At 68.5% G+C, this 21,072-nt stretch carries 22 protein-coding genes and 1 tRNA gene; 14 read left to right on the top strand and 9 right to left on the bottom strand.

Annotated features, from left to right (window positions below; all coding sequences use genetic code 11):
* Nucleotides 1-31: 31 nt before the first annotated feature.
* The 6 genes from coaBC (at nt 32) to QZ749_RS16665 (ending at nt 6,015) form a co-directional block, all read left to right on the top strand.
* Nucleotides 32-1,252, top strand: coding sequence for a bifunctional phosphopantothenoylcysteine decarboxylase/phosphopantothenate--cysteine ligase CoaBC (gene coaBC, locus QZ749_RS16690; protein WP_296949355.1), 1,221 nt, complete (start codon nt 32-34; stop codon nt 1,250-1,252).
* A gap of 35 nt (nt 1,253-1,287) precedes the next feature.
* Nucleotides 1,288-1,737, top strand: coding sequence for a dUTP diphosphatase (dut, locus tag QZ749_RS16685; protein ID WP_296949093.1), 450 nt, complete (start codon nt 1,288-1,290; stop codon nt 1,735-1,737).
* A gap of 10 nt (nt 1,738-1,747) precedes the next feature.
* Complete coding sequence (locus tag QZ749_RS16680; RefSeq protein ID WP_296949092.1) at nt 1,748-2,830, top strand: M48 family metallopeptidase; 1,083 nt, start codon at nt 1,748-1,750, stop codon at nt 2,828-2,830.
* A gap of 262 nt (nt 2,831-3,092) precedes the next feature.
* Nucleotides 3,093-3,992: a DMT family transporter gene (locus QZ749_RS16675; RefSeq protein WP_296949091.1), complete on the top strand. Its 900-nt coding sequence runs from the start codon at nt 3,093-3,095 to the stop codon at nt 3,990-3,992.
* A 7-nt stretch (nt 3,993-3,999) separates the two neighbouring features.
* Entirely contained in the window at nt 4,000-4,896 is an 897-nt protein-coding gene (locus tag QZ749_RS16670) for a DNA-3-methyladenine glycosylase (protein WP_296949090.1), read from the top strand.
* 96 nt (nt 4,897-4,992) lie between these two features.
* Entirely contained in the window at nt 4,993-6,015 is a 1,023-nt protein-coding gene (locus tag QZ749_RS16665) for a hypothetical protein (RefSeq protein WP_296949089.1), read from the top strand.
* A gap of 19 nt (nt 6,016-6,034) precedes the next feature.
* Here the strand turns inward: QZ749_RS16665 and QZ749_RS16660 are convergent, their stop codons facing one another.
* Nucleotides 6,035-7,210, bottom strand: coding sequence for an alpha/beta hydrolase (locus tag QZ749_RS16660; protein WP_296949088.1), 1,176 nt, complete (start codon nt 7,208-7,210; stop codon nt 6,035-6,037).
* 158 nt (nt 7,211-7,368) lie between these two features.
* On the opposite strand from QZ749_RS16660, the gene QZ749_RS16655 reads away from it, so the two are divergent.
* Together QZ749_RS16655 and QZ749_RS16650 are read left to right on the top strand one after the other, a co-directional pair.
* Entirely contained in the window at nt 7,369-8,565 is a 1,197-nt protein-coding gene (locus QZ749_RS16655; protein WP_296949086.1) for an FAD-dependent monooxygenase, read from the top strand.
* Nucleotides 8,562-9,191, top strand: a complete 630-nt coding sequence (locus QZ749_RS16650) for a TetR family transcriptional regulator (protein WP_296949084.1) — start codon at nt 8,562-8,564, stop codon at nt 9,189-9,191. Before QZ749_RS16655 ends, QZ749_RS16650 begins: the two co-directional genes overlap by 4 nt.
* 119 nt (nt 9,192-9,310) lie before the next feature.
* On the opposite strand, the gene QZ749_RS16645 is transcribed toward QZ749_RS16650, so the two are convergent.
* Nucleotides 9,311-9,387 (bottom strand) — tRNA-Met (locus QZ749_RS16645).
* A 174-nt stretch (nt 9,388-9,561) separates the two neighbouring features.
* Between QZ749_RS16645 and QZ749_RS16640 the strand changes: the two genes are divergently transcribed.
* From QZ749_RS16640 to QZ749_RS16620, 5 genes are all read left to right on the top strand, one after another.
* Nucleotides 9,562-10,149, top strand: a complete 588-nt coding sequence (locus tag QZ749_RS16640; protein WP_296949082.1) for an NUDIX hydrolase — start codon at nt 9,562-9,564, stop codon at nt 10,147-10,149.
* Between the two features lie 43 nt (nt 10,150-10,192).
* Entirely contained in the window at nt 10,193-10,927 is a 735-nt protein-coding gene (gene aat / locus QZ749_RS16635; protein WP_296949080.1) for a leucyl/phenylalanyl-tRNA--protein transferase, read from the top strand.
* Nucleotides 10,928-10,986: 59 nt separating this feature from the next.
* The gene (locus QZ749_RS16630; RefSeq protein WP_296949078.1) at nt 10,987-11,715 is read left to right on the top strand and encodes an arginyltransferase; all 729 of its coding nucleotides are present in this window, start codon (nt 10,987-10,989) and stop codon (nt 11,713-11,715) included.
* A gap of 148 nt (nt 11,716-11,863) precedes the next feature.
* Nucleotides 11,864-12,937 (top strand): quinone-dependent dihydroorotate dehydrogenase, encoded by a 1,074-nt coding sequence (locus QZ749_RS16625; protein ID WP_296949076.1) that lies wholly within the window; start codon nt 11,864-11,866, stop codon nt 12,935-12,937.
* 23 nt (nt 12,938-12,960) lie between these two features.
* Nucleotides 12,961-14,007, top strand: a complete 1,047-nt coding sequence (locus QZ749_RS16620; RefSeq protein WP_296949074.1) for an aldo/keto reductase — start codon at nt 12,961-12,963, stop codon at nt 14,005-14,007.
* A gap of 151 nt (nt 14,008-14,158) precedes the next feature.
* Here QZ749_RS16620 and QZ749_RS16615 read toward each other — a convergent pair whose 3' ends face one another.
* The 7 genes from QZ749_RS16615 to QZ749_RS16585 all read right to left on the bottom strand — a co-directional run bounded on the left by QZ749_RS16615 (nt 14,159) and on the right by QZ749_RS16585 (nt 20,116).
* Nucleotides 14,159-15,091, bottom strand: a complete 933-nt coding sequence (locus QZ749_RS16615) for a CysB family HTH-type transcriptional regulator (RefSeq protein ID WP_296949072.1) — start codon at nt 15,089-15,091, stop codon at nt 14,159-14,161.
* Nucleotides 15,088-16,161: a sulfate/molybdate ABC transporter ATP-binding protein gene (locus QZ749_RS16610; protein ID WP_296949071.1), complete on the bottom strand. Its 1,074-nt coding sequence runs from the start codon at nt 16,159-16,161 to the stop codon at nt 15,088-15,090. Before QZ749_RS16610 ends, QZ749_RS16615 begins: the two co-directional genes overlap by 4 nt.
* A 1-nt stretch (nt 16,162) precedes the next feature.
* The gene (gene cysW / locus QZ749_RS16605) at nt 16,163-17,074 is read right to left on the bottom strand and encodes a sulfate ABC transporter permease subunit CysW (protein WP_296949069.1); all 912 of its coding nucleotides are present in this window, start codon (nt 17,072-17,074) and stop codon (nt 16,163-16,165) included.
* Nucleotides 17,075-17,920, bottom strand: coding sequence for a sulfate ABC transporter permease subunit CysT (gene cysT / locus QZ749_RS16600; protein ID WP_296949067.1), 846 nt, complete (start codon nt 17,918-17,920; stop codon nt 17,075-17,077).
* A 135-nt stretch (nt 17,921-18,055) separates the two neighbouring features.
* Nucleotides 18,056-18,829 carry a sulfite exporter TauE/SafE family protein gene (locus QZ749_RS16595; RefSeq protein WP_296949065.1) on the bottom strand — a complete coding sequence of 258 codons (774 nt, stop codon included), beginning with the start codon at nt 18,827-18,829 and terminating at the stop codon, nt 18,056-18,058.
* 223 nt (nt 18,830-19,052) lie between these two features.
* Nucleotides 19,053-19,691 carry a peroxiredoxin gene (locus QZ749_RS16590; protein ID WP_296949353.1) on the bottom strand — a complete coding sequence of 213 codons (639 nt, stop codon included), beginning with the start codon at nt 19,689-19,691 and terminating at the stop codon, nt 19,053-19,055.
* 38 nt (nt 19,692-19,729) lie between these two features.
* The gene (locus QZ749_RS16585) at nt 19,730-20,116 is read right to left on the bottom strand and encodes a diacylglycerol kinase (protein WP_296949063.1); all 387 of its coding nucleotides are present in this window, start codon (nt 20,114-20,116) and stop codon (nt 19,730-19,732) included.
* Between the two features lie 138 nt (nt 20,117-20,254).
* On the opposite strand from QZ749_RS16585, the gene QZ749_RS16580 reads away from it, so the two are divergent.
* Nucleotides 20,255-21,040, top strand: a complete 786-nt coding sequence (locus QZ749_RS16580; protein ID WP_296949060.1) for an IclR family transcriptional regulator — start codon at nt 20,255-20,257, stop codon at nt 21,038-21,040.
* Nucleotides 21,041-21,072: the final 32 nt, after the last annotated feature.

Raw genomic sequence — 21,072 nt, 5'->3', positions numbered from 1 at the left:
GAAACGCATCGAGCAAGGAGGCAACATGACCATGGACCTGAAAGGCAAGAAGATCGTCCTGGGCCTGTCCGGCGGCGTCGCCTGCTACAAGGCCGCCGAGCTGTGCCGCGCTCTGGCAAAGGAGGGCGCGAACGTGCAGGTCGTGATGACCGAGGCCGCCACCCACTTCATCGGCACCGTGACGATGCAGGCGCTGTCCGGCCGCGCCGTCTTCACGGACCAGTGGGATGGCCGCGTGCCCAACAACATGGCGCACATCGACCTGACCCGCGACGCCGACGCCATCCTCGTCGCGCCCTGCTCCGCCGACTTCCTGTTCAAGCTGGCGCACGGCGCCACCGACGACCTGTTGTCGACGCTGTGCCTGGCGCGCCCGCACCACGTGCCGCTGCTGGTGGCGCCGGCGATGAACGTCGAGATGTGGGAAAAGCCTCCCACGCAACGTAACGTCGCGCGGCTGCGCGAGGACGGCACGGGGATCCTCGGCCCGGCCGCGGGTTCGCAGGCCTGCGGCGAGACCGGCATGGGCCGCATGCTCGAGCCGCACGAACTGCTGGACGAACTGGTGGCCGCGTTCCAGCCCAAGGTCCTGGCCGGCAAGCGCGTGCTGATCACGGCCGGCCCGACCTACGAGGCCATCGACCCCGTGCGCGGCATCACCAATCTATCGTCGGGCAAGATGGGGTATGCGGTCGCGCGCGCCGCGCGCGAGGCCGGCGCCGAGGTGACCCTCGTGTCCGGTCCCACCGCCCTGCCCACGCCGCATGGCGTGCGCCGCATCGACGTCACCAGCGCGCGCCAGATGCTCGACGCGGCGATGGCGGCCGTGCCCGGCCAGCACGTCTTCATCGGCGTGGCGGCCGTCGCCGACTGGCGCGTCGAGAACGCCAGCGACCACAAGATCAAGAAGGACGGCGACGGCGCCGCGCCGCAACTGGTGTTCGCGCAGAACCCCGACATCCTGGCGACCGTCGCCGGCACCACCTCCCTGAGCGGCTGGCCCTACTGCGTGGGCTTTGCCGCGGAATCGGAAAACCTGATCGAATACGGCGCCGTCAAGCGCGAGAAAAAAGGCATTCCTTTGCTGGTGGGCAATATCGGCCCACAAACCTTCGGGCAGGATGAGAATGCGATCGTGCTGTTCGACGAAAGCGGCCACACGGTGCTGCCGCGCGCGCCCAAGCTGGAACTGGCGCGCCAGCTGGTATCCGAGATCGCCAAGCGCCTGGAACGGCGCTCGCTGCTGGCCTGAGCCCCACCGCAACACCGTCACACCGACCGACATCCATGAAGAACATCGACCTGAAAATCCTCGACCCGCGCATGAAGGACTTCCTGCCGGCCTACGCCACCGCCGGCAGCGCCGGCCTCGACCTGCGCGCCTGCGTCGACGCGCCGCTCGTCATCGCGCCTGGCGACACCGTGCTGGTGCCGACCGGCCTGGCGATCCACATCGGCGACCCCGGCTATGCCGCCATGATCCTGCCGCGCAGTGGACTCGGCCATAAGAACGGCATCGTCCTCGGTAATCTGGTAGGCTTGATCGACTCCGATTACCAGGGGCAACTGATGGTATCGACCTGGAATCGCGGCCAATCCACGTTCACGCTGCAGCCGATGGACCGCCTGGCGCAGCTCATCGTCGTGCCCGTCATGCAGGTTGGCTTCAATGTCGTGGAGGATTTCGCAACGAGCGACCGGGGCGTCGGAGGATTCGGCAGCACCGGCAAACAATAAGAGGAGCACAATGACCCGCACGCGTCATCTCGGCCTTCGGGCATCCGCAATCGTCGCAGCGCTGCTGCTTTCCGCCTGCGCCACGCAGGCGCCGCGCCAGTCCCCCGGCATCCCCGGCGTGGTCGAGCGCCCGGCCGAGGCCCCCGGCCTGAGCCCCCGGATGGCCGCCGCCGCCGACACCCTGACGAAGATGGCGGTCCTGCAGGACCGGCTGTACCGGGTCGCCGCCCCGCTGCTGATCCAGAACGCCGAACTGTGCAAGGGCCAGGCCCGCAACCTGCTCGGCTTCACCGCCAAGAACCGCTGGTCCTACCCGGGCGACTACAACGAGGCCGCCCACGTCGCCTTCGGCATGGGCGAGCACCTGCAGGTGACCAGCGTGCTGGCCGGCAGCGGCGCCGCGCGCGCGGGCCTGCAGGTAAACGACGTGCTGCTCGCCGCCGCCGGCAAGCCGCTGCCCACCGGGGAAAACGCGCTGACCCAGGCCGGCGCCACGTTCGCGAAGATCATCGCCACCCAGGCCAGCCTGCCGATGACGATCGAGCGCCGCAACAAGGAGCGCGAGATCGCCATTCCCGTCACGCGCGCCTGCGCCTTCGCGATCGAGCTGGGCAACGCCGACAACGTCAACGCCTATGCCGACGGCAACCGGGTGCTGGTCACGCGCGGCATGATCGACTTCGTGCGCGACGACGACGAGCTGGCCTTCGTGCTGGCCCGCACGATGGCGCACAACATGCTGAACCACCCCGTCGTCCAGCGCAACCAGGCCACGATCGGCAGCATCGTCGACAACCTGCGCAGCATCGCGCCCGACACCTCGCTGCTGATCGGCAGCGGCGGCATCAAGGCCATGCCGGCCGAGGCCGACGCCGCGGCGGACCGCCTCGGCACCTACATGGCGGCGCGCGCCGGCTACGACACCAGCGACGCGCCGGCGTTCTGGAAGCGCCTGGCCGAGGCGCATCCGCCCGGGGTCCTGAACGGCTTCAGCGCCAACCACCCGGCGCTGGCGCAGCGCCTGGCGGCGATCGACAAGGCGAACGCCGAGATCAAGGCCAAGCGCGCCGGCAAGAAGCCGCTGGTGCCGTAAACGATATAAATCGTTAGCATTTAAGCCGTCGCCCCGGCGCAGGCCGGGGTCCAATTTCAGTAAGCGTCGCCACATTGCTTACAAAAATTGGGCCCCGGCCTTGCGCCGGGGCGACGGCTTTTGGGCCTCGCCAGCAAGCCCGGCTTATCTTTTGTATCATGGTCCATTCCCCGCACGCGCTTCCCGGTCCGACAGCAAGAACCGGAGTGATCGCGCGGCCCCCGTGCGCCACCATCGGTTCCCCCGGACCACACGAACGACCATGAACACTGCCAACCTGCTGCGCCTCATCCTGCTTGCCGCCATCTGGGGCGGCTCCTTCCTGTTCATGCGCATCGCCGCGCCCGTGCTGGGGCCGGCCGTGCTGATCGAGTGCCGCGTGCTGCTGGCCGCGCTGTTCCTGGCGCTGGTCGGCGCCGTGCTCAAGAAGCGCCTCGACCTGCGCGCGCACTGGAAGCATTACGTCATCCTCGGCTTCTTCAATTCCGCCCTGCCCTTCCTGCTGTTCGCCTTCGCCGCGCGCACGCTGTCGGCCTCGGTGCTGGCGGTGCTCAACGCCACCACGCCGATGTGGGGCGCGCTGCTGGGCGCCGCCTGGACGCGCCAGGCCGTGCCGGCGCGCACCCTGCTCGGCCTGGTGCTGGGCACGGCCGGGGTGGCGCTGCTGGTCGGCTTCGACCGCGTCGCCAGCCGCCCCGGCGCCGGCATCGCGATCGCCGCGACGCTGCTGGCCGCCATGTGCTACGGCGTCGCCAGCCTGTACGCGCGCTCGGCGCGCAGCGTGGAACCCTTCGCCAACGCGCACGGCACGATGTGGACCTCGGCCCTGATGGTGCTGCCGGCGCTGGCCCTGTTCCCGCCGGCGGGCGCGCCGACCGTCGGCATCGCCGGCGCCGTGCTGGCGCTGGGCGTGCTGTGCAGCGGCATCGCCTACATCCTGTACTTCCGCCTGATCGAGGCGGTCGGCGCGACCTCGGCGCTGACCGTCACCTTCCTGAGCCCGGTGTTCGGCATCCTGTGGGGCACGCTGTTCCTGGGCGAGACCGTCGGCTGGTACACGGTCGCCGGCTCGGCCATCGTGCTGGTCGGCACCGCCCTCGTGACCGGCTTCCGGCCGCGCTTCGGACGCCCCGCCGCCGCGGCCGCCGCCGGCGGCAAGTAAGGCGGCCATGGTGACGCACTTCGCCATCGACCTGCCGGCCGGCTACGATGCCGGCCACGCCTTCGCCTTCCACGGGCGCGACGCCACCGGCCTGGCCGAGGCGGTCGAGGGCACGCGCATCCGCAAGGGCGTGCTGCTGGACGGCGTGGCGCTGCGGCTCGACCTGGACCTGCACGACGGCCGCGCCGGATGCGCCGTCGATGCCGACGGCGCCGTCGCCCCGGACCGCCTCGACGCCCTGCTGCGCAACATGCTGGGCCTGCGCATCGATCCCGCGCCGTTCGCGGCGCTGACGGCCGCCGACGCCCTGTTCGCCCCGCTCGTGCGGCGCCAGCCCGGCCTGCGCGTGATCCAGTCGGCCACCGTGTTCGAGGCGCTGACCTGGGCCGTGATCGGCCAGCAGATCAACCTGTCGTTCGCGATCGCGCTGCGGCGCAGCTTCATCGAGCAGGCGGGACGGCCCCATGCGAGCGGCCTGTGGTGCTATCCGGAAGCGCCCGACGTCGCCCGCCTGGACCTCGACCGGCTGACCAGCCGCAAGTTCTCGCGCGCCAAGGCGGAAACGCTGCTGCGCCTCGCGCGCCTGGTCGCGGACGGCGCGCTCGACCTGGACGGCCTGCTGGACGACGGCGACATCGCGCAGGCCGAAGCGCGCCTGCTGGCCGTCAAGGGCATCGGGCCCTGGACCGTGAATTACGCGCTGCTGCGCGGCTATGGCTACCCGGATTGTTCATTGCACGGCGACGTGGCGGTGCGCACGGCGATCGGCCGGCTGCTGGGCGAGGCGGACCCGGCGCGGCGTCCCGGCATCGCCGCGGCCGCCGCCTTCCTGCAGGCCTACCGGCCGCAGCGCACGATGGCGGCGGCGTATTGCTGGGCCAGCCTGAACCAGCCGGCCGGATGAGCACGCCATCCTTCGTGGCTTGCGGCAAGGAATTTGCCGAAGAGTTATGATCCTTGGTTGGCCGACCGGCACGCCGGTCCCATTCCAAGGAACCGCATGAACGTACGTACAACATTGAGCATCTTCCTCCTGGGCGCCGCCGGCACCGCCTGCGCCCAGGCCACCGATGGCGCCCCACCCGACCAGCCGGGCGCCTACCTGTCGGCCGTGTTCGGCAACGGCCGCATGCACGGCGGCAACGACGAAGGCACGCAATGGATGCGCAAGCGCACCTTCGAGGTCCGCGCCGGGCGCGAGGAGCCGGACCTGTTCGGGGGCGGCCGCATCGACTTCGTGCACTACAACGAAGGCCATCCGGAGAACAACCACCGCGACGGCTTCGCCGTGCAGTGGCTGAAGGTCGGCAACCTGGGCGGCCGGCTCGAAGGCGAGTTGGGCCTCGGCCCCTACGTGAGCATGAACACGACGACCATCGACGGCCGCCAGCGCGACGACGCCAACTGGGGCCTGCTGCTCAGCGGCGCGCTGCGTATCCCGCTCGACTTCATGCCCGACGGCACCCACCTGCGCGTCGGCCTGAACCACGTGCGCATGCCCACCGTGCACAACTCGACGGCGCTGATGATCGGCCTCGGCCGCCAGTTCGGCGCGGCCGCGCCGAATCCGTCGACCGAGCCGGCCAGCGAGCGCCTGTGGTTCGGCCTTTCCTACGGCAATTCGATCACGAACATGTCCGGCACCGACGGCGCCTACGCCGGCACGCTGGAACTGCGCAAGTACCTGTCGCCGGACGGCCCGTTCAAGCACTGGGCCGCCTCGCTCAAGTACATCGACGAGGGTGACGACGGCGCGCGCGTGGACCGCCGCGGCTTCGCCGGCCAGGCCTGGTACGTGCAGCAGGTGACGCCGCGCTTCGCGATGAGCGCCGGCATCGGCCCCTACGTCACGCGCAACCGCCGCGACGACGACCGCACCCGCAACAACATGCTGATCAGCTTCCAGGCCGAGCACGCGCTGTCGCGCCACACGCGCCTGTTCGTGAACTTCAACCGCGTCAAGACCTTCCGCCAGACCGACGACCGCGACCTGTGGCAGGCCGGCGTGCTCAAGCGCTTCTAGGAGCCCGGCCGCGGCGACGTCAGGCCGCCCGTGCTGGCGCGCGGCGCGGCGCCGACGGTCCCAGGCCGATCGAACACAGCCAGTTCAGGACGACGTCGCGCGCCACATGCTTGTTGTCCACCTGGCAGTGTTCCAGTCCGCCGAGCCGGCGATCCTCGATCGCCACGAACGTCTTCTGCGCGGATCCGGCCTGCTCGTAGTTCGTCAGGGCCTGCTTGAGCGGATGCGGCTGCACCAGCGCTTCCTCGGCGCCGTGGACGACCAGCAACGGGCAGGCGATCCGGTGCAGGACGCCTTCGAGGTCGTAGGCGAAGCGGGGATCGTTGGCGAGTTCGTCGAGGCTGTGCGCGCCGAGGATGCGCAGGCCGTGCGCCGCCAGGCTCGGCGGCATCCACCGGAGCATGGCCGCCCAGTCGAACTTGTGCGTGCCGCCGTCCGAGATCACCGCGGCGATGCGCTGGTCGAAGGCGGCGAAGCGCAGCGCGTCGTAGCCGGCAAAGCTCTCCCCGAAGACGATGATCCTGTCCGGATCGACTTCCGGTCGGGTCAGCAGCACATCGATGGCGCGCGAATGGAACGCTTCGCTGTCGGCGCGGCGGCCCTTTCCCTTTTCGTACAGCGACAGGCCGGTCCCCGGCTGGTCGTAGACGAAAAAGTTGTAGCCGCTCTCGAGGAAGGCCGGCCCGAGGTTGAAGTAGTTCTCCGATGAGTGCTCTTCGCCCCCGTTGAGCGCGAACAAAGTGGGCCGCGGTCCGTCGATCCAGTCCGGCGCAAAGAAGTAACCCTCCAGCTGCACATCCTCGTAAGGCACGGACACTTTTTCCGGACGCACGTCGAAATACCGTGCGCCGGCCTCGAACAGCGCCACCGACTTGCGGATGAGGCTCCGCTTGCGCGCATCGTCGTCCTTGACCATGAATTCGGCGGTGCGGGTGTAGTTGCAGGCACGCGCATACGCAGCGCGCGCGCCATGCCAGTTGCCCAGCGCTTCGGCCTGCCTGCCATGCCTTTCCACGGCGTCGGCCGTCGCCAGCCACTCCCTGACCCAGGTGTCGTCGTCGTCCGGATCGATGTGCTTGCACGCGGTCCGGATTTCCGTCACGTCGGCGAAACCGAGGGAAGCCAGTCCCAGGATCTTGGTCACCTGAAACGATTTCCCATAATGTTCCGGCCAGTAGCTGAACTCGATGGTCATGGTCTGTACTCCTTGGGCAAAGTGGAAGGGTGCGCGGATGGCCGCTTGCGATGGCCCCCGCAGCCCGACCATAGCAAATTATTGCGCACTACGCAAATTTGCGTGTTAAGAAAATATATGCCAGGATGACATCCAACTTAACCAAGGAAATGCTCATCATGCCCAAGCCCACCATCCTGATCTGCGGCGCCAGCATCGCCGGCCCCGCCACCGCTTTCTGGCTCGTGCGCGCCGGATTCGACGTGACCATCGTCGAGCAGGCCGCCGCGCTGCGCCACGCGGGCAACGGCGTCGACATCCGCGCCGAAGCGCTTGCCGTGATCGACCGCATGGGACTCGGCGCGGCCGTCCGCGCCAGGGCGGCGCAGACGCGGGGGCTGCGCTTCGTCGACCGGCGCGACCGGGAGCGGGCACGGATCGGCACGGCGCGCCTGGAACGCATGGTCGGTTCCGAGGACGTGGAGATCGCGCGCGGCGACTTGTCCGCCCTGCTCCACGGCGCGACCCGCGACGACGTGAGCTACGTGTTCGGCGACGCGGTCGCGGCGCTCGCGCAGGACGGCGGCGGCGTCGACGTGACGTTCAGGAGCGGCCGGCGGGACCGCTTCGATCTCGTCATCGGCGCGGATGGCCTGCACTCCGGCATCCGGCGCATGGTCTTCGGTCCGGAAGAGCGCTTCGTGCGATTCCGGGAGCACTATTTCGCGGCGGCCGCGGCCGACCTGGCCATCGGCGAACCGGGGTGGACGACGTTCTACAACGAACCCGGCCGCTCCGCCGCGGTCTACCGCGCCGCGCCGGGACAGGGCCAGCTCACCTTCACGTTCCACAGCGCGCAAGCGCTCGCCTACCACCATCGCGACACCGCCGCCCAGCGCGGCCTGCTGCGCCATGCCTTCGCCGGCATGGGGTGGCATGTGCCGGCCATGCTGGACGCCGCCGACGCCGCCGCCGACTTCTATTTCGATGCCCTGGCGCAGGTACGCATGCCGTCCTGGACGTGCGGCCGGGTGGTGCTGGTCGGCGATGCCGCCTGGTGCGCGTCGCCGGCGTCGGGCGCGGGCGCCCTGCTCGCCCTGGCGGGCGCCTACCGGCTCGCGGGCGAACTGGCCGTGGACGGCATATCCCCGCAGGCCCTGGCGCGCTACGAGCAGGCGCAGCGTCCGCTGGTCAAGCTCAAGCAATCGCAACTGTTCACCGGCATCACCGTTCCGCGGACGCGGGCGGGCATCCTGGCACGCAACCTGTTCCTGTCCACGCCGTTGACGGGCGTGCTGTCGCGCTGGAAGTCCGACGATGCGACACCCCTGCGCACCTACGCTTTCGCGTCGACCCATGTAAAATCGCCGGAATGACCACGGAGACTTCTCCCACCGGCCTGCGCGAGCGCAAGAAGCGCGTCGTGCGCGCCAATCTCAGCGCCATCGCCCTGCGCCACGCACTCGAGCGTGGCGTCGCGCAGGTGCGCGTGGAGGACATCGCAGCGGAAGCGGATGTCTCGCCGCGCACCTTCAACAACTACTTTCCGAGCAAGGAAGCCGCCATCGTCGGCAGCGCGACCATCCGGGCGGAACGGTTCTGCGAACTCATCGATGCCCAGCCGCCCGGGCAGGCGCTGCACGATGCGCTGCGCGCGGCCGCCCTGGCGCTGTTCGAGGAAGAACCCGACCGCGACTGGATCGCGCGCGCGCGCCTGGTCCGCGCCGAGCCTGCGCTGTTCGCCGAGGCCGCGAAGGCGGATGTCGCGATCGAACGGCGCGTCGCCCTGCACATCGGCAGGCGCGCGGGGGCCGATCCCGCGACCTGCCTGGCCCCGCGCCTCGCGGCGGCCACGGTCGTCGCGGCCATCCATGCGGCCGTGGAGTTCTGGCTCGATGCCGAGCGCCGCACGCTCGCGGCGGCGATCGACGAGGCGATGGCGCAGTTCCGCATCGCCGACATCGCGGCGGGCGGCTGGAAGGACGATCGGGGAGACGGCTGAGGTCACGGACAGCGCAGCGACGGGAAGCGACGCACCGCAGCGCACCGCGCGCGGCGCGCCGTGCAAGCAGCGCAAAAGCAAAAAACCCGCCGGCAATGCCGACGGGTTTTCCTGAATTCTGGTTGCGGGGACAGGATTTGAACCTGTGACCTTCGGGTTATGAGCCCGACGAGCTGCCAGACTGCTCCACCCCGCGTCTGATGCTTCGCATTATACGGACCTTTCCCCCTTTTGGCAATGGCGGCCCGGCGCGCCCCCGGCGGGCGGCGGCACCGAGCCGTCCGAACCGCCCCGCATGGCGGCGGAACGGGGCACGGCGGGAGCGATACAGTGGTAAAGTAAGGGCAACATCGACAACCCCCGTCTTTCCATGAAATTCTGCTCCGAGTGCGCGCATCCGGTCACGGTGGCCATCCCCGAAGGCGACAACCGGCCGCGCTACGTGTGCACCCAGTGCGGCACCATCCATTACCAGAACCCGAAAATGGTGATCGGGTCGATCCCGGTGTGGGAAGGCGACGACGGCGAACCCAGGGTCCTGCTGTGCAGGCGCGCGATCGAACCGCGCCACGGCTACTGGACGCTGCCCGCCGGCTTCATGGAAAACGAGGAAACCACCGGCGAGGCGGCCGTGCGCGAGACCGAAGAGGAAGCGGGCGCCAACGTCGAGCTGGGCCGGCTGTTCACGCTGCTCAACGTCGCCCACGTGCACCAGGTGCACCTGTTCTACCTGGCGCGCCTGCGCGACCTCGACTTCGCGCCGGGCATCGAGAGCCTCGACGTGCAGCTGTTCGCCGAAGACGAGATCCCGTGGGACGACCTGGCCTTCCCGACCATCCGCACCACGCTCGCGTATTTCTTCGCCGACCGCGCGCGCATGCGCGCCGGCGCCGCCGGCTACGGTTTCCATACGGAGGACATCACGCGTTCGATGCGCGCGCCGGTCCAGCCCGATTGAGCGCCAGCCGCACGCCGTTTTCCATGACCCATCGGACCGCACCATGATCCCCTGGCTCGAAGCGACCACCCCGTTCCCCGACGTCTCCGAAGCGTTGACCACCGACGCGCCCGGCCTGCTGGCCGCCGGCGCCGACCTGTCGCCGCAGCGCCTGCTGCAGGCCTACCGCCACGGCATCTTTCCCTGGTTCTCCGAAGGCCAGCCGATCCTGTGGTGGAGCACCGACCCGCGCATGGTGCTGTATACCGACCGCTTCAAGGTCAGCGACAGCCTCAGGAAGACGCTGCGCAAGGTCGAACGGGCGCGCCTCGGCGGCGCGGGTGACGGGCCGCGCTGGGACGTGCGTTTCGACACCGCCTTCGAGGACGTGATGCGCGCCTGCGCCGCGCCGCGCAAGGACGGGCCCGGCACCTGGATCTCGGACGACATCATCGCCGGCTACACGGGCCTGCACCGCATGGGCTACGCGCACTCGGCCGAGGTATGGCTGGACGGCGCCCTGGTCGGCGGCGCCTATGGCGTCTGCATCGGCCGCATGTTCTACGGCGAATCGATGTTCGCGCGCGTCTCGGACGCCTCGAAGGTCGCGCTGGCGTATCTGGTCGCCTTCCTGCGCGGCCATGGCGTGCGCATGCTCGACTGCCAGCAGGAAACCGGCCACCTGGCGTCGCTGGGCGCCGTGCCGATCCCGCGCGCCGATTTCATCGCGCACCTGCGCCAGGCGATCCGCGAACCGGCCATCGAGCGCTGGGAAGTCGCGCCACCGTTGACCACCTAACGGTGCATGGCGGCGTCTTTGGCTACAATGGTGTCACAACGTCGTCCCGAGAGCATTGCATGACGCACCTAAATGACCTGCCATTTTCCACGCTGCAGTTCTACACCACGGCGCCCTACCCTTGCAGCTACCTCGACGCGCGCCAGGCCCGCTCGCAGGTCGCCACGCCGTCGCACCTGATCAATGCCGACGTGTATTCCGAGCTGGTACGCAATGGCTTTCGCCGCAGCGGCATCTTCACCTACCGCCCGTATTGCGACGGCTGCCGCGCCTGCATCCCCGTGCGCGTGGCCGCAGAACAATTTACGCCCAACCGCAGCCAGAAGCGCGCCTGGAAACGCCACGGCGACCTGACGGCCATGGTCGCCAACCTGTCGTTCTCGGACGAGCACTACGCGCTCTACCTGCGCTACCAGACCACGCGCCACGTGGGCGGCGGCATGGACCAGGACAGCCGCGACCAGTACGCCCAGTTCCTGCTGCAAAGCCGCGTGAACACGCGCCTGGTGGAATTCCGCGAGCCGGACGGCACGCTGCGCATGGTCTCGATCATCGACGTGCTGTCGGACGGCCTGTCGTCGGTCTACACCTTCTTCGACCCGGACGTCGAGGGCGCCTCGTTCGGCACCTACAACGTGATGTGGCAGATCGGCCAGGCGCGCGAGCTGGACCTGCCCTACGTCTACCTGGGCTACTGGATCGAGCAGAGCCCGAAGATGGCCTACAAGATCAACTTCCGCCCGCTGGAAGCGCGCATCGACGGCGTATGGGGCGTGCTGGACCGCTAAGGAGTCAGAGCCCGGTTTTGTTTTTTCAGGGCTCTGACCCCGGTTTGGCCGTGGTGCGAAACGAAGCCGCCCCCCCAAATCGCCGGCCACCGATGCGGCATTTCAACAACCCACGTTAAAATGTCGCGAATTCACGATCCCACCGACCATGTCCGATAAATTCCTGTACGCCCTCGCCCGCCCCCTGCTGTTCGCCCTCGATCCCGAAACGGCCCATAACGTCACCCTGCCGAACCTGCGCCGCGCCGCGCGCCTGGGCTTGACCGGCCTCGTGCGCAAGCCGCAGCCCGATCCGCGCACCGTCATGGGCATCACCTTCCCGAACCCGGTCGGCCTGGCCGCCGGCCTCGACAAGGACGGCGCGTACATCGACGGCCTGGCCGCGCTGGGCTTCGGCTCGATCGAGATCGGCACCGTGACGCCGCGCGCCCAGCCGGGCAATCCGCGCCCGCGCATGTTCCGCCTGCCGGCGGCGCGCGGCATCATCAACCGCATGGGCTTCAACAACGGTGGCGTCGACGCCTTCGTCGCCAACGTCCAGTCCTCGCGCTTCTACCAGGAACGCCAGGGCGTGCTGGGCCTGAACATCGGCAAGAACGCCGACACCCCGATCGAGCGCGCGGCCGACGACTACCTGGAATGCCTGCGCAAGGTCTATCCATATGCCAGCTACGTCACCGTCAACATCTCGTCGCCGAATACCAAGAACCTGCGCCAGCTGCAGGGCGCGTCGGAACTGGATGCGCTGCTGGCCCAGCTCAAGGGCGAGCAGTCGCGCCTGGCCGACCACCACGGCCGCTACGTGCCGCTGGCGCTGAAGATCGCGCCGGACGTGGACAGCGACCAGATCCGCGACATCGGCGGCGCGCTGGTGCGCCACGGCATCGACGGCGTGATCGCCACCAACACCACGCTGAACCGCCGCGACGTCGAAGGCATGCGCCATGCGGGCGAACAGGGCGGCCTGTCGGGCGCGCCGGTGTTCGACCTGTCGAACATCGTGATCCGCGCGCTGAAGAAGGAAGTCGGCGACGCCGTGCCGATCATCGGCGTGGGCGGCATCCTGAGCGGCCGCGACGCCAAGGCCAAGATCGACGCCGGCGCGCAGCTGGTGCAGCTGTACAGCGGCCTGATCTACCGCGGGCCGGCCCTCGTGCGCGAATGCGCGGACGCATTACGTTCCTCTCGGGGTCAGAGCCCGGTTCACACGGGTGGGCTCTGACCCCGACTGACCAGGATATCGACATGAAGACGAACCGTCTCGGCAGGACCGACCTGCTGGTATCGCGCATCTGCCTCGGCACCATGACCTTCGGCGAACAGAACACCGAAGCGGAGGCGCACGGCCAGCTCGACTACGCGCTCGAGCGCGGCATCAACTTCATCGACACGGCCGAGATGTACCCGGTGCCGCCCAGCGCCGCCACGCAGGGATCGACCGAACGCTTCATCGGCAGCTGGCTGAAGAAAAGCGGCAAGCGCGACCGGGTGGTGCTGGCCACCAAGGCCGCCGGCCCGAACGCCAACCAGACCTGGATCCGCGGCGGCAGGCACAACCTGGACGCGAAGAACATCCACGCGGCCGTCGACGCCAGCCTGCAGCGCCTGCAGACCGACTACATCGACCTGTACCAGCTGCACTGGCCGAGCCGCAACGTGCCGATCTTCGGCGCCAACCAGTTCGAGCCGAAGAAGGAGCGCAACGGCGTGCCGATCGAGGACACGCTGGGCGCGCTGGACGCGCTGGTCAGGGCCGGCAAGATCCGCCACGTCGGCGTGTCCAACGAGAGCCCGTGGGGCGTGTGCGAATACGTCAAGCAGTCCGAGACGAAGGGCCTGCCGCGCATCGCCACGATCCAGAACCTGTACAACCTGACGGCGCGCGCGTTCGAAACCACGCTGCTGGACGAGGTGTGCTTCCGCGAAGAGGTGAGCCTGCTGGCCTACAGTCCCCTCGCCTTCGGCCAGCTGAGCGCCAAGTACATCGACGACCCGGCCGCGCGCGGCCGCCTGACGATCTACCCGCCCACGTGGAGCCCGCGCTACCTGCGTCCGATGGTGATCGAGGCGACGCGGGAATACGCCGCGCTGGCCCGCGCCAACGGCCTGACGCCGGCGCAGATGGCCATCGCCTGGTGCTGCACGCGCTGGTTCGTGGCGTCGACCATCGTCGGGGCGACCAATCTCGATCAGCTGAAGGAAAACATCGATGCGGAGGGCATCGAACTGTCCTTGGAGGTCGTGAAGGCCATCGACGCCATCCACGCGCGCTTCACGAATCCGGGGCAATAAACACACCACCGTCGCCCCGGCGCAGGCCCCACCATCGCCCCGGCGCAAGTCCCCCACCGTCGCCCCGGCGCAGGCCGGGGCCCAATCTTGCCGGCGTTTCGACTGCACGAGAAAATTGGGTCCCGGCCTGCGCCGGGACGACGCCACTTCCTTATTCTGCCACCGCCGCCTGCAGCGCCTTCTCGATATCCGCCTTGGTGTACCCCTGCGCGAAGCGCTCGATGAAGTCGAACGCGTAGGCCCGCAGGTAGGCCCCGCGCCGCACCGCCAGCCGGGTGACGTTGGGCGCGAACAGGTGCGAGGATTCGATCGCGCGCAGGCCGCGGTCGCGGCCGTGGTCGAAGGCCATCGAGGCGACGATGCCCACGCCCATCCCCAGCGCCACGTACTGCTTGATGACGTCCGAATCCATCGCCGTCAGCACGATTTCCGGATGCGCGCCGGCGGCGGCGAAGGCCGCGTCGATGTGGCTGCGGCCGGTGAAGCCGACGTCGTAGGTGATCAGCGGGTATTCCGCCAGGTCGGCCAGCTTGAGCGGCATCTGCGCCAGCAGCGGATGGCCGTCCGGCACCACCACCACGTGGCTCCAGCGGTAGCACGGGAAGGACACCAGGTCGGGGAAGGTCGACAGGCCCTCGGTCGCGATGCCGATGTCGGCGCGGCCGGACAGCACCCATTCGGCGATGTGCTCGGGCGCGCTCTGCTGCAGCGCGATGCGCACGCCCGGGTAACTGGTGCGGAAGGCCTGCACCACCTGCGGCAGCGCGTAGCGCGCCTGCGTGTGGGTGACGGCCACGCGCAGCGTGCCGCTGTCCTGGCCCGCGTATTCGCTGCTGGCCTGCTGCAGGTTCTCGGCTTCCACCAGCAGGCGCTCGACGATCTTCAGGATGCCCTTGCCGGGATCGGTGAGGCCGGTCAGGCGCTTGCCGTTGCGCTCGAAGATGACGACGCCCAGCTCGTCCTCCAGCTCGCGGATCTGGCGCGACACGCCCGGCTGCGACGTGAACAGCGCGTTGGCGACGTCGGTCAGGTTGAAGTTGCGGCGCGCGGCCTCGCGCACGGAACGCAGCTGCTGGAAGTTCATATGCCGTCTCCCTGGTCGACGAAGACGTGCATGCGCTTCGGTTTCACCAGCAGCGTGTCGCCGTCCTTCAGCGACAGCTCGCGGAAGCGCTCGTTGGGGATCACCGCCTCGATGATCTGGGCATTGTCGGCGCGCTCCAGGTCGAGCTGGGCCAGCGGGCCGATCGCTTGGGCGCGGCGCAGCTTGACGGCCACCCCTTCGCCGCCGGCGACGTAGCGCTCGACGTCGAGGTCGTGCGGACGCACGTAGGCGATGCCGGCGCCGTCCTTCACGCCGGCGTACTGCGGCGCCTGGAAGGTGGCGTCGCCGCTGGCCAGCACGCCGTCCTGCACGCGGCCGTGGAACAGGTTGACGTTGCCCAGGAAGCCGTAGACGAAGGGCGAGGCGGGCTGGTTGTAGACCTGGTCCGGGGTGCCCAGCTGCTCGACGCGGCCCTTGTTCATCAGGACGACCTGGTCGGCCACCTCGAGCGCCTCTTCCTGGTCGTGGGTCACGAAGATCGAGGTCACGTGCAGCTCGTCGTGCAGCTGGCGCAGCCAGCGCCGCAATTCCTTGCGCACCTTGGCGTCGAGCGCGCCGAACGGCTCGTCCAGCAGCAGCACGCGCGGCTCCACGGCCAGCGCGCGGGCCAGCGCGATGCGCTGGCGCTGGCCGCCCGACAGCTGCGGCGGATAGCGGTCGGCGATCCAGTCGAGCTGCACGAGTTCGAGCAGCCTCTTCACCTTGTCGCGGATCTGCGCCTCGGACGGACGCTCCTTGCGCGGCTTGACGCGCAGGCCGAAGGCGACGTTCTCGAACACGGTCATGTGCTTGAACAGCGCGTAGTGCTGGAACACGAAGCCGACCTGGCGCTCGCGCACGTGGCGCGCGGAGGCGTCGTCGTCGTCGAGCAGCACGCGGCCCGAGTCCGGGAACTCGAGGCCGGCGATGATGCGCAGCAGCGTGGTCTTGCCGCAGCCGGAAGGCCCCAGCAGCGCGGTCAGCTCGCCGTCGGCGAACTGCAGCGAGACGTCGTCCAGGGCCGTGAACTGGCCGAACTGCTTGCGGATGTGTTGGACTTCGATCGTCATGTCAGTGCTCCGTGAGGGTCGTCTTGCGCGTTTGCTGCAGGCGCCATTCGACAAAGGTCTTCACCGCCAGCGTGACCAGGGCCAGCAGCGCCAGCAGCGAGGCGATCGCGAAGGCGGCCGTGAAGTTGTATTCGTTGTAGAGGATCTCGACCTGCAGCGGCATCGTGTTGGTCTCGCCGCGGATGTGGCCCGACACCACCGACACGGCGCCGAACTCGCCCATCGCGCGGGCATTGCACAGGATCACGCCGTATAGCAGGCCCCACTTGATGTTGGGGAGCGTGACCCTGAAGAAGGTGGACCAGCCGGACGCGCCCAGCACCAGCGCCGCCTCCTCTTCCTCGCTGCCCTGCGCCTGCATCAGCGGGATCAGCTCGCGCGCCACGAACGGGAAGGTGACGAACACGGTCGCCAGCACGATGCCCGGCACGGCGAACAGGATCTTGATGTCGTGGTCCATCAGCCAGGGGCCGAACCAGCCCTGGGAGCCGAACAGCAGCACGTAGATCAGGCCCGCGATGACGGGCGACACCGAGAACGGCAGGTCGATCAGCGTGATCAGGAGGCTCTTGCCGCGGAAGTCGAACTTGGCGATGGCCCAGGCCGCGGCCACGCCGAACACCAGGTTCAGCGGCACCGAGATGGCGGCCGCGATGAACGTCAGCTTGATGGCGGCCAGCGCGTCGGGATCGAGGATCGCGGTGCGGTAGGTGTCCCAGCCGTTCTTCAGCGCCTCGACGAACACGGCGACGAGCGGGATGAACAGGAACAGCGTGAGGAACAGCAGGGCGACGGCGACGAGCAGCCAGCGCACCCAGCCCGGCTCCAGCGTGCTGGTGGACTTGCGCGGCGCCGGATGGGCGGCCTGCGCGGCGGCCTTGTCGCGGGCGGCGGTATCGAGGACGGCGCTCATTTATTTCCCCGCCCGCTTGCGGGCCCAGGCCTGCAGCAGGTTAATGGCCAGCAGCAGCACGAAGGACACGACCAGCATCACCACGGCGATCGCGGTGGCGCCGGCATAGTCGTACTGCTCCAGCTTGGTGATGATGAACAGCGGCGTGATCTCGGACACCATCGGCATGTTGCCGGCGATGAAGATGACGGACCCGTATTCGCCGGTGGCGCGCGCGAACGCGAGCGCGAAGCCGGTCAGCAGCGCCGGGGTGATGCCCGGCAGGATCACGCGCGCGAAGGTCTGCCAGGGGCTGGCGCCCAGGCTGGCGGCCGCCTCTTCCAGCTCGCGCTCGGCGTCTTCCAGCACCGGCTGCACGGTGCGCACGACGAACGGCAGGCCGATGAAGGTCAGCGCGATGACGACGCCCAGCGGCGTGAACGCGACCTTGATGCCGACCTTGTCCAGGTACTGGCCGATCCAGCCGTTGGTCGAGTACAGCGCCGTCAGCGTGATGCCGGCCACGGCGGTAGGCAGCGCGAACGGCAGGTCGACCAGCGCGTCGACGAAGCGCTTGCCGGGGAACTGGTAGCGCACCAGCACCCAGGCGACGATGCCGCCGAACACGACGTTGATGGCGGCGCCCAGCAGCGCCGCGCCGAAGCTGAGGCGGTAGGACGCCATCACGCGCTCGGACGTGACGGCCGTCCAGAACGCGTCCCAGCTCATCGTGAAGGTCTTGAGGAAGATCGCCGACAACGGGATCAGTACCAGCAGCGCCAGGTAGAACAGCGTGAACCCGAGCGAGAGGCCGAAGCCGGGGATGACCCGGTTGGCACTGCTGCGGGATTGCACCAAAGTATTCATTCGTCCGCCTTATTACAATTTCTTCTAATAGCGAGACATAATCGCATCGGCAGCGCATATTACAAACGAAGCAAAAATCATTTGCTTACAACCTGCGTGTCTTTGCGCAGGGTGCGCACCCCGTGCGCACCGCCTTCAATGCAGCAGCTTGACCGCCACTCCCGTCAGCGTCATGGCCAGCAAGCCGCGCAGGAAGCGCTCCGGCACGGCGCGCGCCGCCCATGCGCCGAGCGTGATGCCCGGCAGCGACCCGAGCAGCAGCGTGCCCAGCAGCGTCCAGTCGATCGAGCCGAGCCACCAGTGCCCGAGCGCGGCGATGGCGGTCAGCGGGACGGCATAGGCGATGTCGGTGCCGGCCACCTCGGCCGGCTCCAGCTGCGGGTACAGCATCACCAGCAGCGTGGCGCCGATCGCGCCGGCGCCGATGGAGGACACCGTCACCAGCACGCCCAGCACCGCGCCGGCGACGATGGTGGCGGCCGCCAGGCGGCGTCCCTGCAGCTGGCGCCCGGGACGGCCCTGGACCCAGGCCAGCAGCCTGGCGCGGAACAGGATGGCGACCACGGTCAGCAGCACGGACACGGCGATCGAATAGCGGATGACCCGGCCGATGGCGGCGTCGAGCGGGCCGACGTACTGCAGCGCCAGCGTGGCGGCCAGCGCGGCCGGCAAGGCGCCCAGGCACAGGCGCCGCACGATCGGCCACTGCACGGTGCCGCGCACGCGGTGGGTGATGGTGCCGGCGCTCTTGGTGACGGCGGCGAAGGCGAGGTCGGTGCCGACGGCCACCGACGGGTTCACGCCGAACAGCAGGGTCAACAGCGGCGTCATCAGCGAGCCGCCGCCGACGCCGGTCATGCCGACCAGCAGGCCGACGGCGAAACCGGAAAGAATGTAGGTGATCGACATGCGCTTGTCCCTTGGAGTCGGCCAAGGGTAAGGCAGCCCGGCTGTCGGACCAACGACAGCTTCCTTATTTGCTTATGCGGGTTTCGTACCTGACGCGCAGCCATGTAGGGTGGACGGCTGCGCCGTCCACGCGTTCAATCATCCTTCGATTCGTCGTGCCATATGCCTGCGTCACGCATCACCGCCTGGGCGGCGAAGCCGCCCAGCCTACGCCGAACAAGTTTCACTTGTTCGGCTGCGGCGTCAGGCGCAGGTAGGGCCTGGGCGCCTTGAAGCCCTTCGGGTACTTCTGCTGCAGCTGCTCCGGATCCTGCACGGTCAGCGGGATGATGACGTCGTCGCCATCCTTCCAGTTGCCCGGCGTCGCCACCGTGTAGCCGTCGGTCAGCTGCAGGGCGTCGATCACGCGCAGCACTTCGTCGAAGTTGCGGCCGGTGCTCATCGGGTAGGTGATCGTCAGGCGCACCTTCTTGGCCGGGTCGATCACGAACAGCGAGCGCACGGTGGCGGTGGCCGACTGGTTCGGGTGGATCATGTCGTACAGCGTCGAGACGGTCTTGTCGGCATCGGCGATGATCGGGAAGCCGACCACGGTCTGCTGGGTCTCCTCGATGTCCTTGATCCACGCGCTGTGCTTGTCGGCCGGATCGACGGACAGCGCGATCGCCTTGACGTTGCGCTTGTCGAATTCCGGCTTCAGCTTCGCCGTCAGGCCCAGCTCGGTGGTGCAGACCGGCGTGAAGTCGGCCGGGTGCGAGAACAGCACGACCCACGCATCGCCCGCCCACTCGTGGAAGCGGATGCGGCCGATGGTGGAATCCTGCTCGAAGTCCGGCGCGGTGTCGCCCAGGCGTAAAGTCATCATGATCTCCTTCAGGTTGAGGCGGCGCGCATGCGCCGTCAGAAAAAGCGGTTGTACAGGACCACGCACCAGGTCGCCAGCGCGATCGCGATCGCCAGCGCCACGGCCGCGCTGCCCAGGTCCTTGGCGGCCTTGGACAGCGGATGGCGTTCCAGCGACACCCGGTCGACCACCGCCTCGATCGAGGCGTTGATCAGCTCGACCAGCAACACCAGTCCCAGCACGGCGATCAAGGCCAGTTTCTGGAACGCGGAGATCGGCAGCAGCAGCGCAACGATCGCGGCCGGCACGGCCACCATCACCTCCTGGCGGAACGCGTGCTCGTGCCGCCACGCGGCCCGGAAGCCGTCGAGGGAATATCGCATGGCCGAAAAAATCCGCTTGAGGCCGCCCTTGCTCTTGAACTCGCTGCTCGGTGATTCCATGGTGCTCGCAATGCTGTACAGGACCGCCATTATGCCCGCATAAATTGACAGCCGCGCAACACGGCCGGGGTTCGTTACCAATTTTTTTCACATTATGGTATAAAGTGGAGAAATATACCGCACTGCACCAACCACATCATGAAACTGGAAACTCCCGAACCGGCAAAGACGTCGATCCAGGTCATCGAGCGCATGGTCGCGCTGCTGGACGTGCTCGCCAGCTATCCCGACCCCGTCAGCCTGAAGGAATTGTCGCGGATCTCGGGCCTGCACCCGTCGACGGCGCACCGGATCCTGAACGACATGGTGGTGACGCGCTTCGTGGACCGCGTCGAGCCCGGCACCTACCGCCTGGGCATGCGCCTGCTGGAACTGGGCAACGTGGTCAAGAGCCGGCTGTCGGTGCGCGAGGCGGCGGTCGAGCTGATGCGCCTGCTGCACAACAAGACGCGCCAGACCGTCAACCTGTCGGTGCGCCAGGGCGACGAGATCGTCTACATCGACCGCGCCTTCTCGGAGCGCTCGGGCATGCAGGTGGTGCGCGCGATCGGCGGCCGCGGTCCGCTGCACCTCACCTCCACCGGCAAGCTGTTCCTGTCGATCGACGAGCCGAAGGCGATCCGCGCCTATGCCACGCGCACGGGCCTGGCCGGCCACAACAAGAATTCGATCACCGACCTCGCGCGCCTGGAACGCGAACTGTCGCTGGTGCGCGCGCGCGGCTACGCGCGCGACAACGAGGAACTGGAACTGGGCGTGCGCTGCATGGCGGCCGGCATCTACGACGACGGCGGCAAGCTGGTGGCGGGACTGTCGATCTCGGCGCCGGCCGACCGGCTGCAGGAAGACTGGATCGACGACCTGGTGAGCACGGCCACGCAGATCTCGGCGACGCTGGGGCACCGGGCGGGGCCGGCGGTCTGAGCGCCTGGCCGCGGGGCGGTCATGGTGCGCTC

Source organism: uncultured Massilia sp. (genome assembly GCF_913773735.1).
In the GTDB taxonomy this organism is placed as follows: domain Bacteria; phylum Pseudomonadota; class Gammaproteobacteria; order Burkholderiales; family Burkholderiaceae_D; genus Telluria.
The sequence above is the reverse complement of the archived record's forward strand: the minus strand, read 5'-3'. Positions and strand labels throughout refer to the sequence as shown.

Bases quoted from the DNA above. Each gene is read 5' to 3' on its own strand.
- coaBC (WP_296949355.1), top strand. From the start codon at position 32: ATGGACCTGAAAGGCAAGAAGATCGTCCTGGGCCTGTCCGGCGGCGTC.
- dut (WP_296949093.1), top strand. From the start codon at position 1,288: ATGAAGAACATCGACCTGAAAATCCTCGACCCGCGCATGAAGGACTTC.
- QZ749_RS16680 (WP_296949092.1), top strand. From the start codon at position 1,748: ATGACCCGCACGCGTCATCTCGGCCTTCGGGCATCCGCAATCGTCGCA.
- QZ749_RS16675 (WP_296949091.1), top strand. From the start codon at position 3,093: ATGAACACTGCCAACCTGCTGCGCCTCATCCTGCTTGCCGCCATCTGG.
- QZ749_RS16670 (WP_296949090.1), top strand. From the start codon at position 4,000: ATGGTGACGCACTTCGCCATCGACCTGCCGGCCGGCTACGATGCCGGC.
- QZ749_RS16665 (WP_296949089.1), top strand. From the start codon at position 4,993: ATGAACGTACGTACAACATTGAGCATCTTCCTCCTGGGCGCCGCCGGC.
- QZ749_RS16660 (WP_296949088.1), bottom strand. From the start codon at position 7,210: ATGACCATCGAGTTCAGCTACTGGCCGGAACATTATGGGAAATCGTTT.
- QZ749_RS16655 (WP_296949086.1), top strand. From the start codon at position 7,369: ATGCCCAAGCCCACCATCCTGATCTGCGGCGCCAGCATCGCCGGCCCC.
- QZ749_RS16650 (WP_296949084.1), top strand. From the start codon at position 8,562: ATGACCACGGAGACTTCTCCCACCGGCCTGCGCGAGCGCAAGAAGCGC.
- QZ749_RS16640 (WP_296949082.1), top strand. From the start codon at position 9,562: ATGAAATTCTGCTCCGAGTGCGCGCATCCGGTCACGGTGGCCATCCCC.
- aat (WP_296949080.1), top strand. From the start codon at position 10,193: ATGATCCCCTGGCTCGAAGCGACCACCCCGTTCCCCGACGTCTCCGAA.
- QZ749_RS16630 (WP_296949078.1), top strand. From the start codon at position 10,987: ATGACGCACCTAAATGACCTGCCATTTTCCACGCTGCAGTTCTACACC.
- QZ749_RS16625 (WP_296949076.1), top strand. From the start codon at position 11,864: ATGTCCGATAAATTCCTGTACGCCCTCGCCCGCCCCCTGCTGTTCGCC.
- QZ749_RS16620 (WP_296949074.1), top strand. From the start codon at position 12,961: ATGAAGACGAACCGTCTCGGCAGGACCGACCTGCTGGTATCGCGCATC.
- QZ749_RS16615 (WP_296949072.1), bottom strand. From the start codon at position 15,091: ATGAACTTCCAGCAGCTGCGTTCCGTGCGCGAGGCCGCGCGCCGCAAC.
- QZ749_RS16610 (WP_296949071.1), bottom strand. From the start codon at position 16,161: ATGACGATCGAAGTCCAACACATCCGCAAGCAGTTCGGCCAGTTCACG.
- cysW (WP_296949069.1), bottom strand. From the start codon at position 17,074: ATGAGCGCCGTCCTCGATACCGCCGCCCGCGACAAGGCCGCCGCGCAG.
- cysT (WP_296949067.1), bottom strand. From the start codon at position 17,920: ATGAATACTTTGGTGCAATCCCGCAGCAGTGCCAACCGGGTCATCCCC.
- QZ749_RS16595 (WP_296949065.1), bottom strand. From the start codon at position 18,829: ATGTCGATCACCTACATTCTTTCCGGTTTCGCCGTCGGCCTGCTGGTC.
- QZ749_RS16590 (WP_296949353.1), bottom strand. From the start codon at position 19,691: ATGACTTTACGCCTGGGCGACACCGCGCCGGACTTCGAGCAGGATTCC.
- QZ749_RS16585 (WP_296949063.1), bottom strand. From the start codon at position 20,116: ATGGAATCACCGAGCAGCGAGTTCAAGAGCAAGGGCGGCCTCAAGCGG.
- QZ749_RS16580 (WP_296949060.1), top strand. From the start codon at position 20,255: ATGAAACTGGAAACTCCCGAACCGGCAAAGACGTCGATCCAGGTCATC.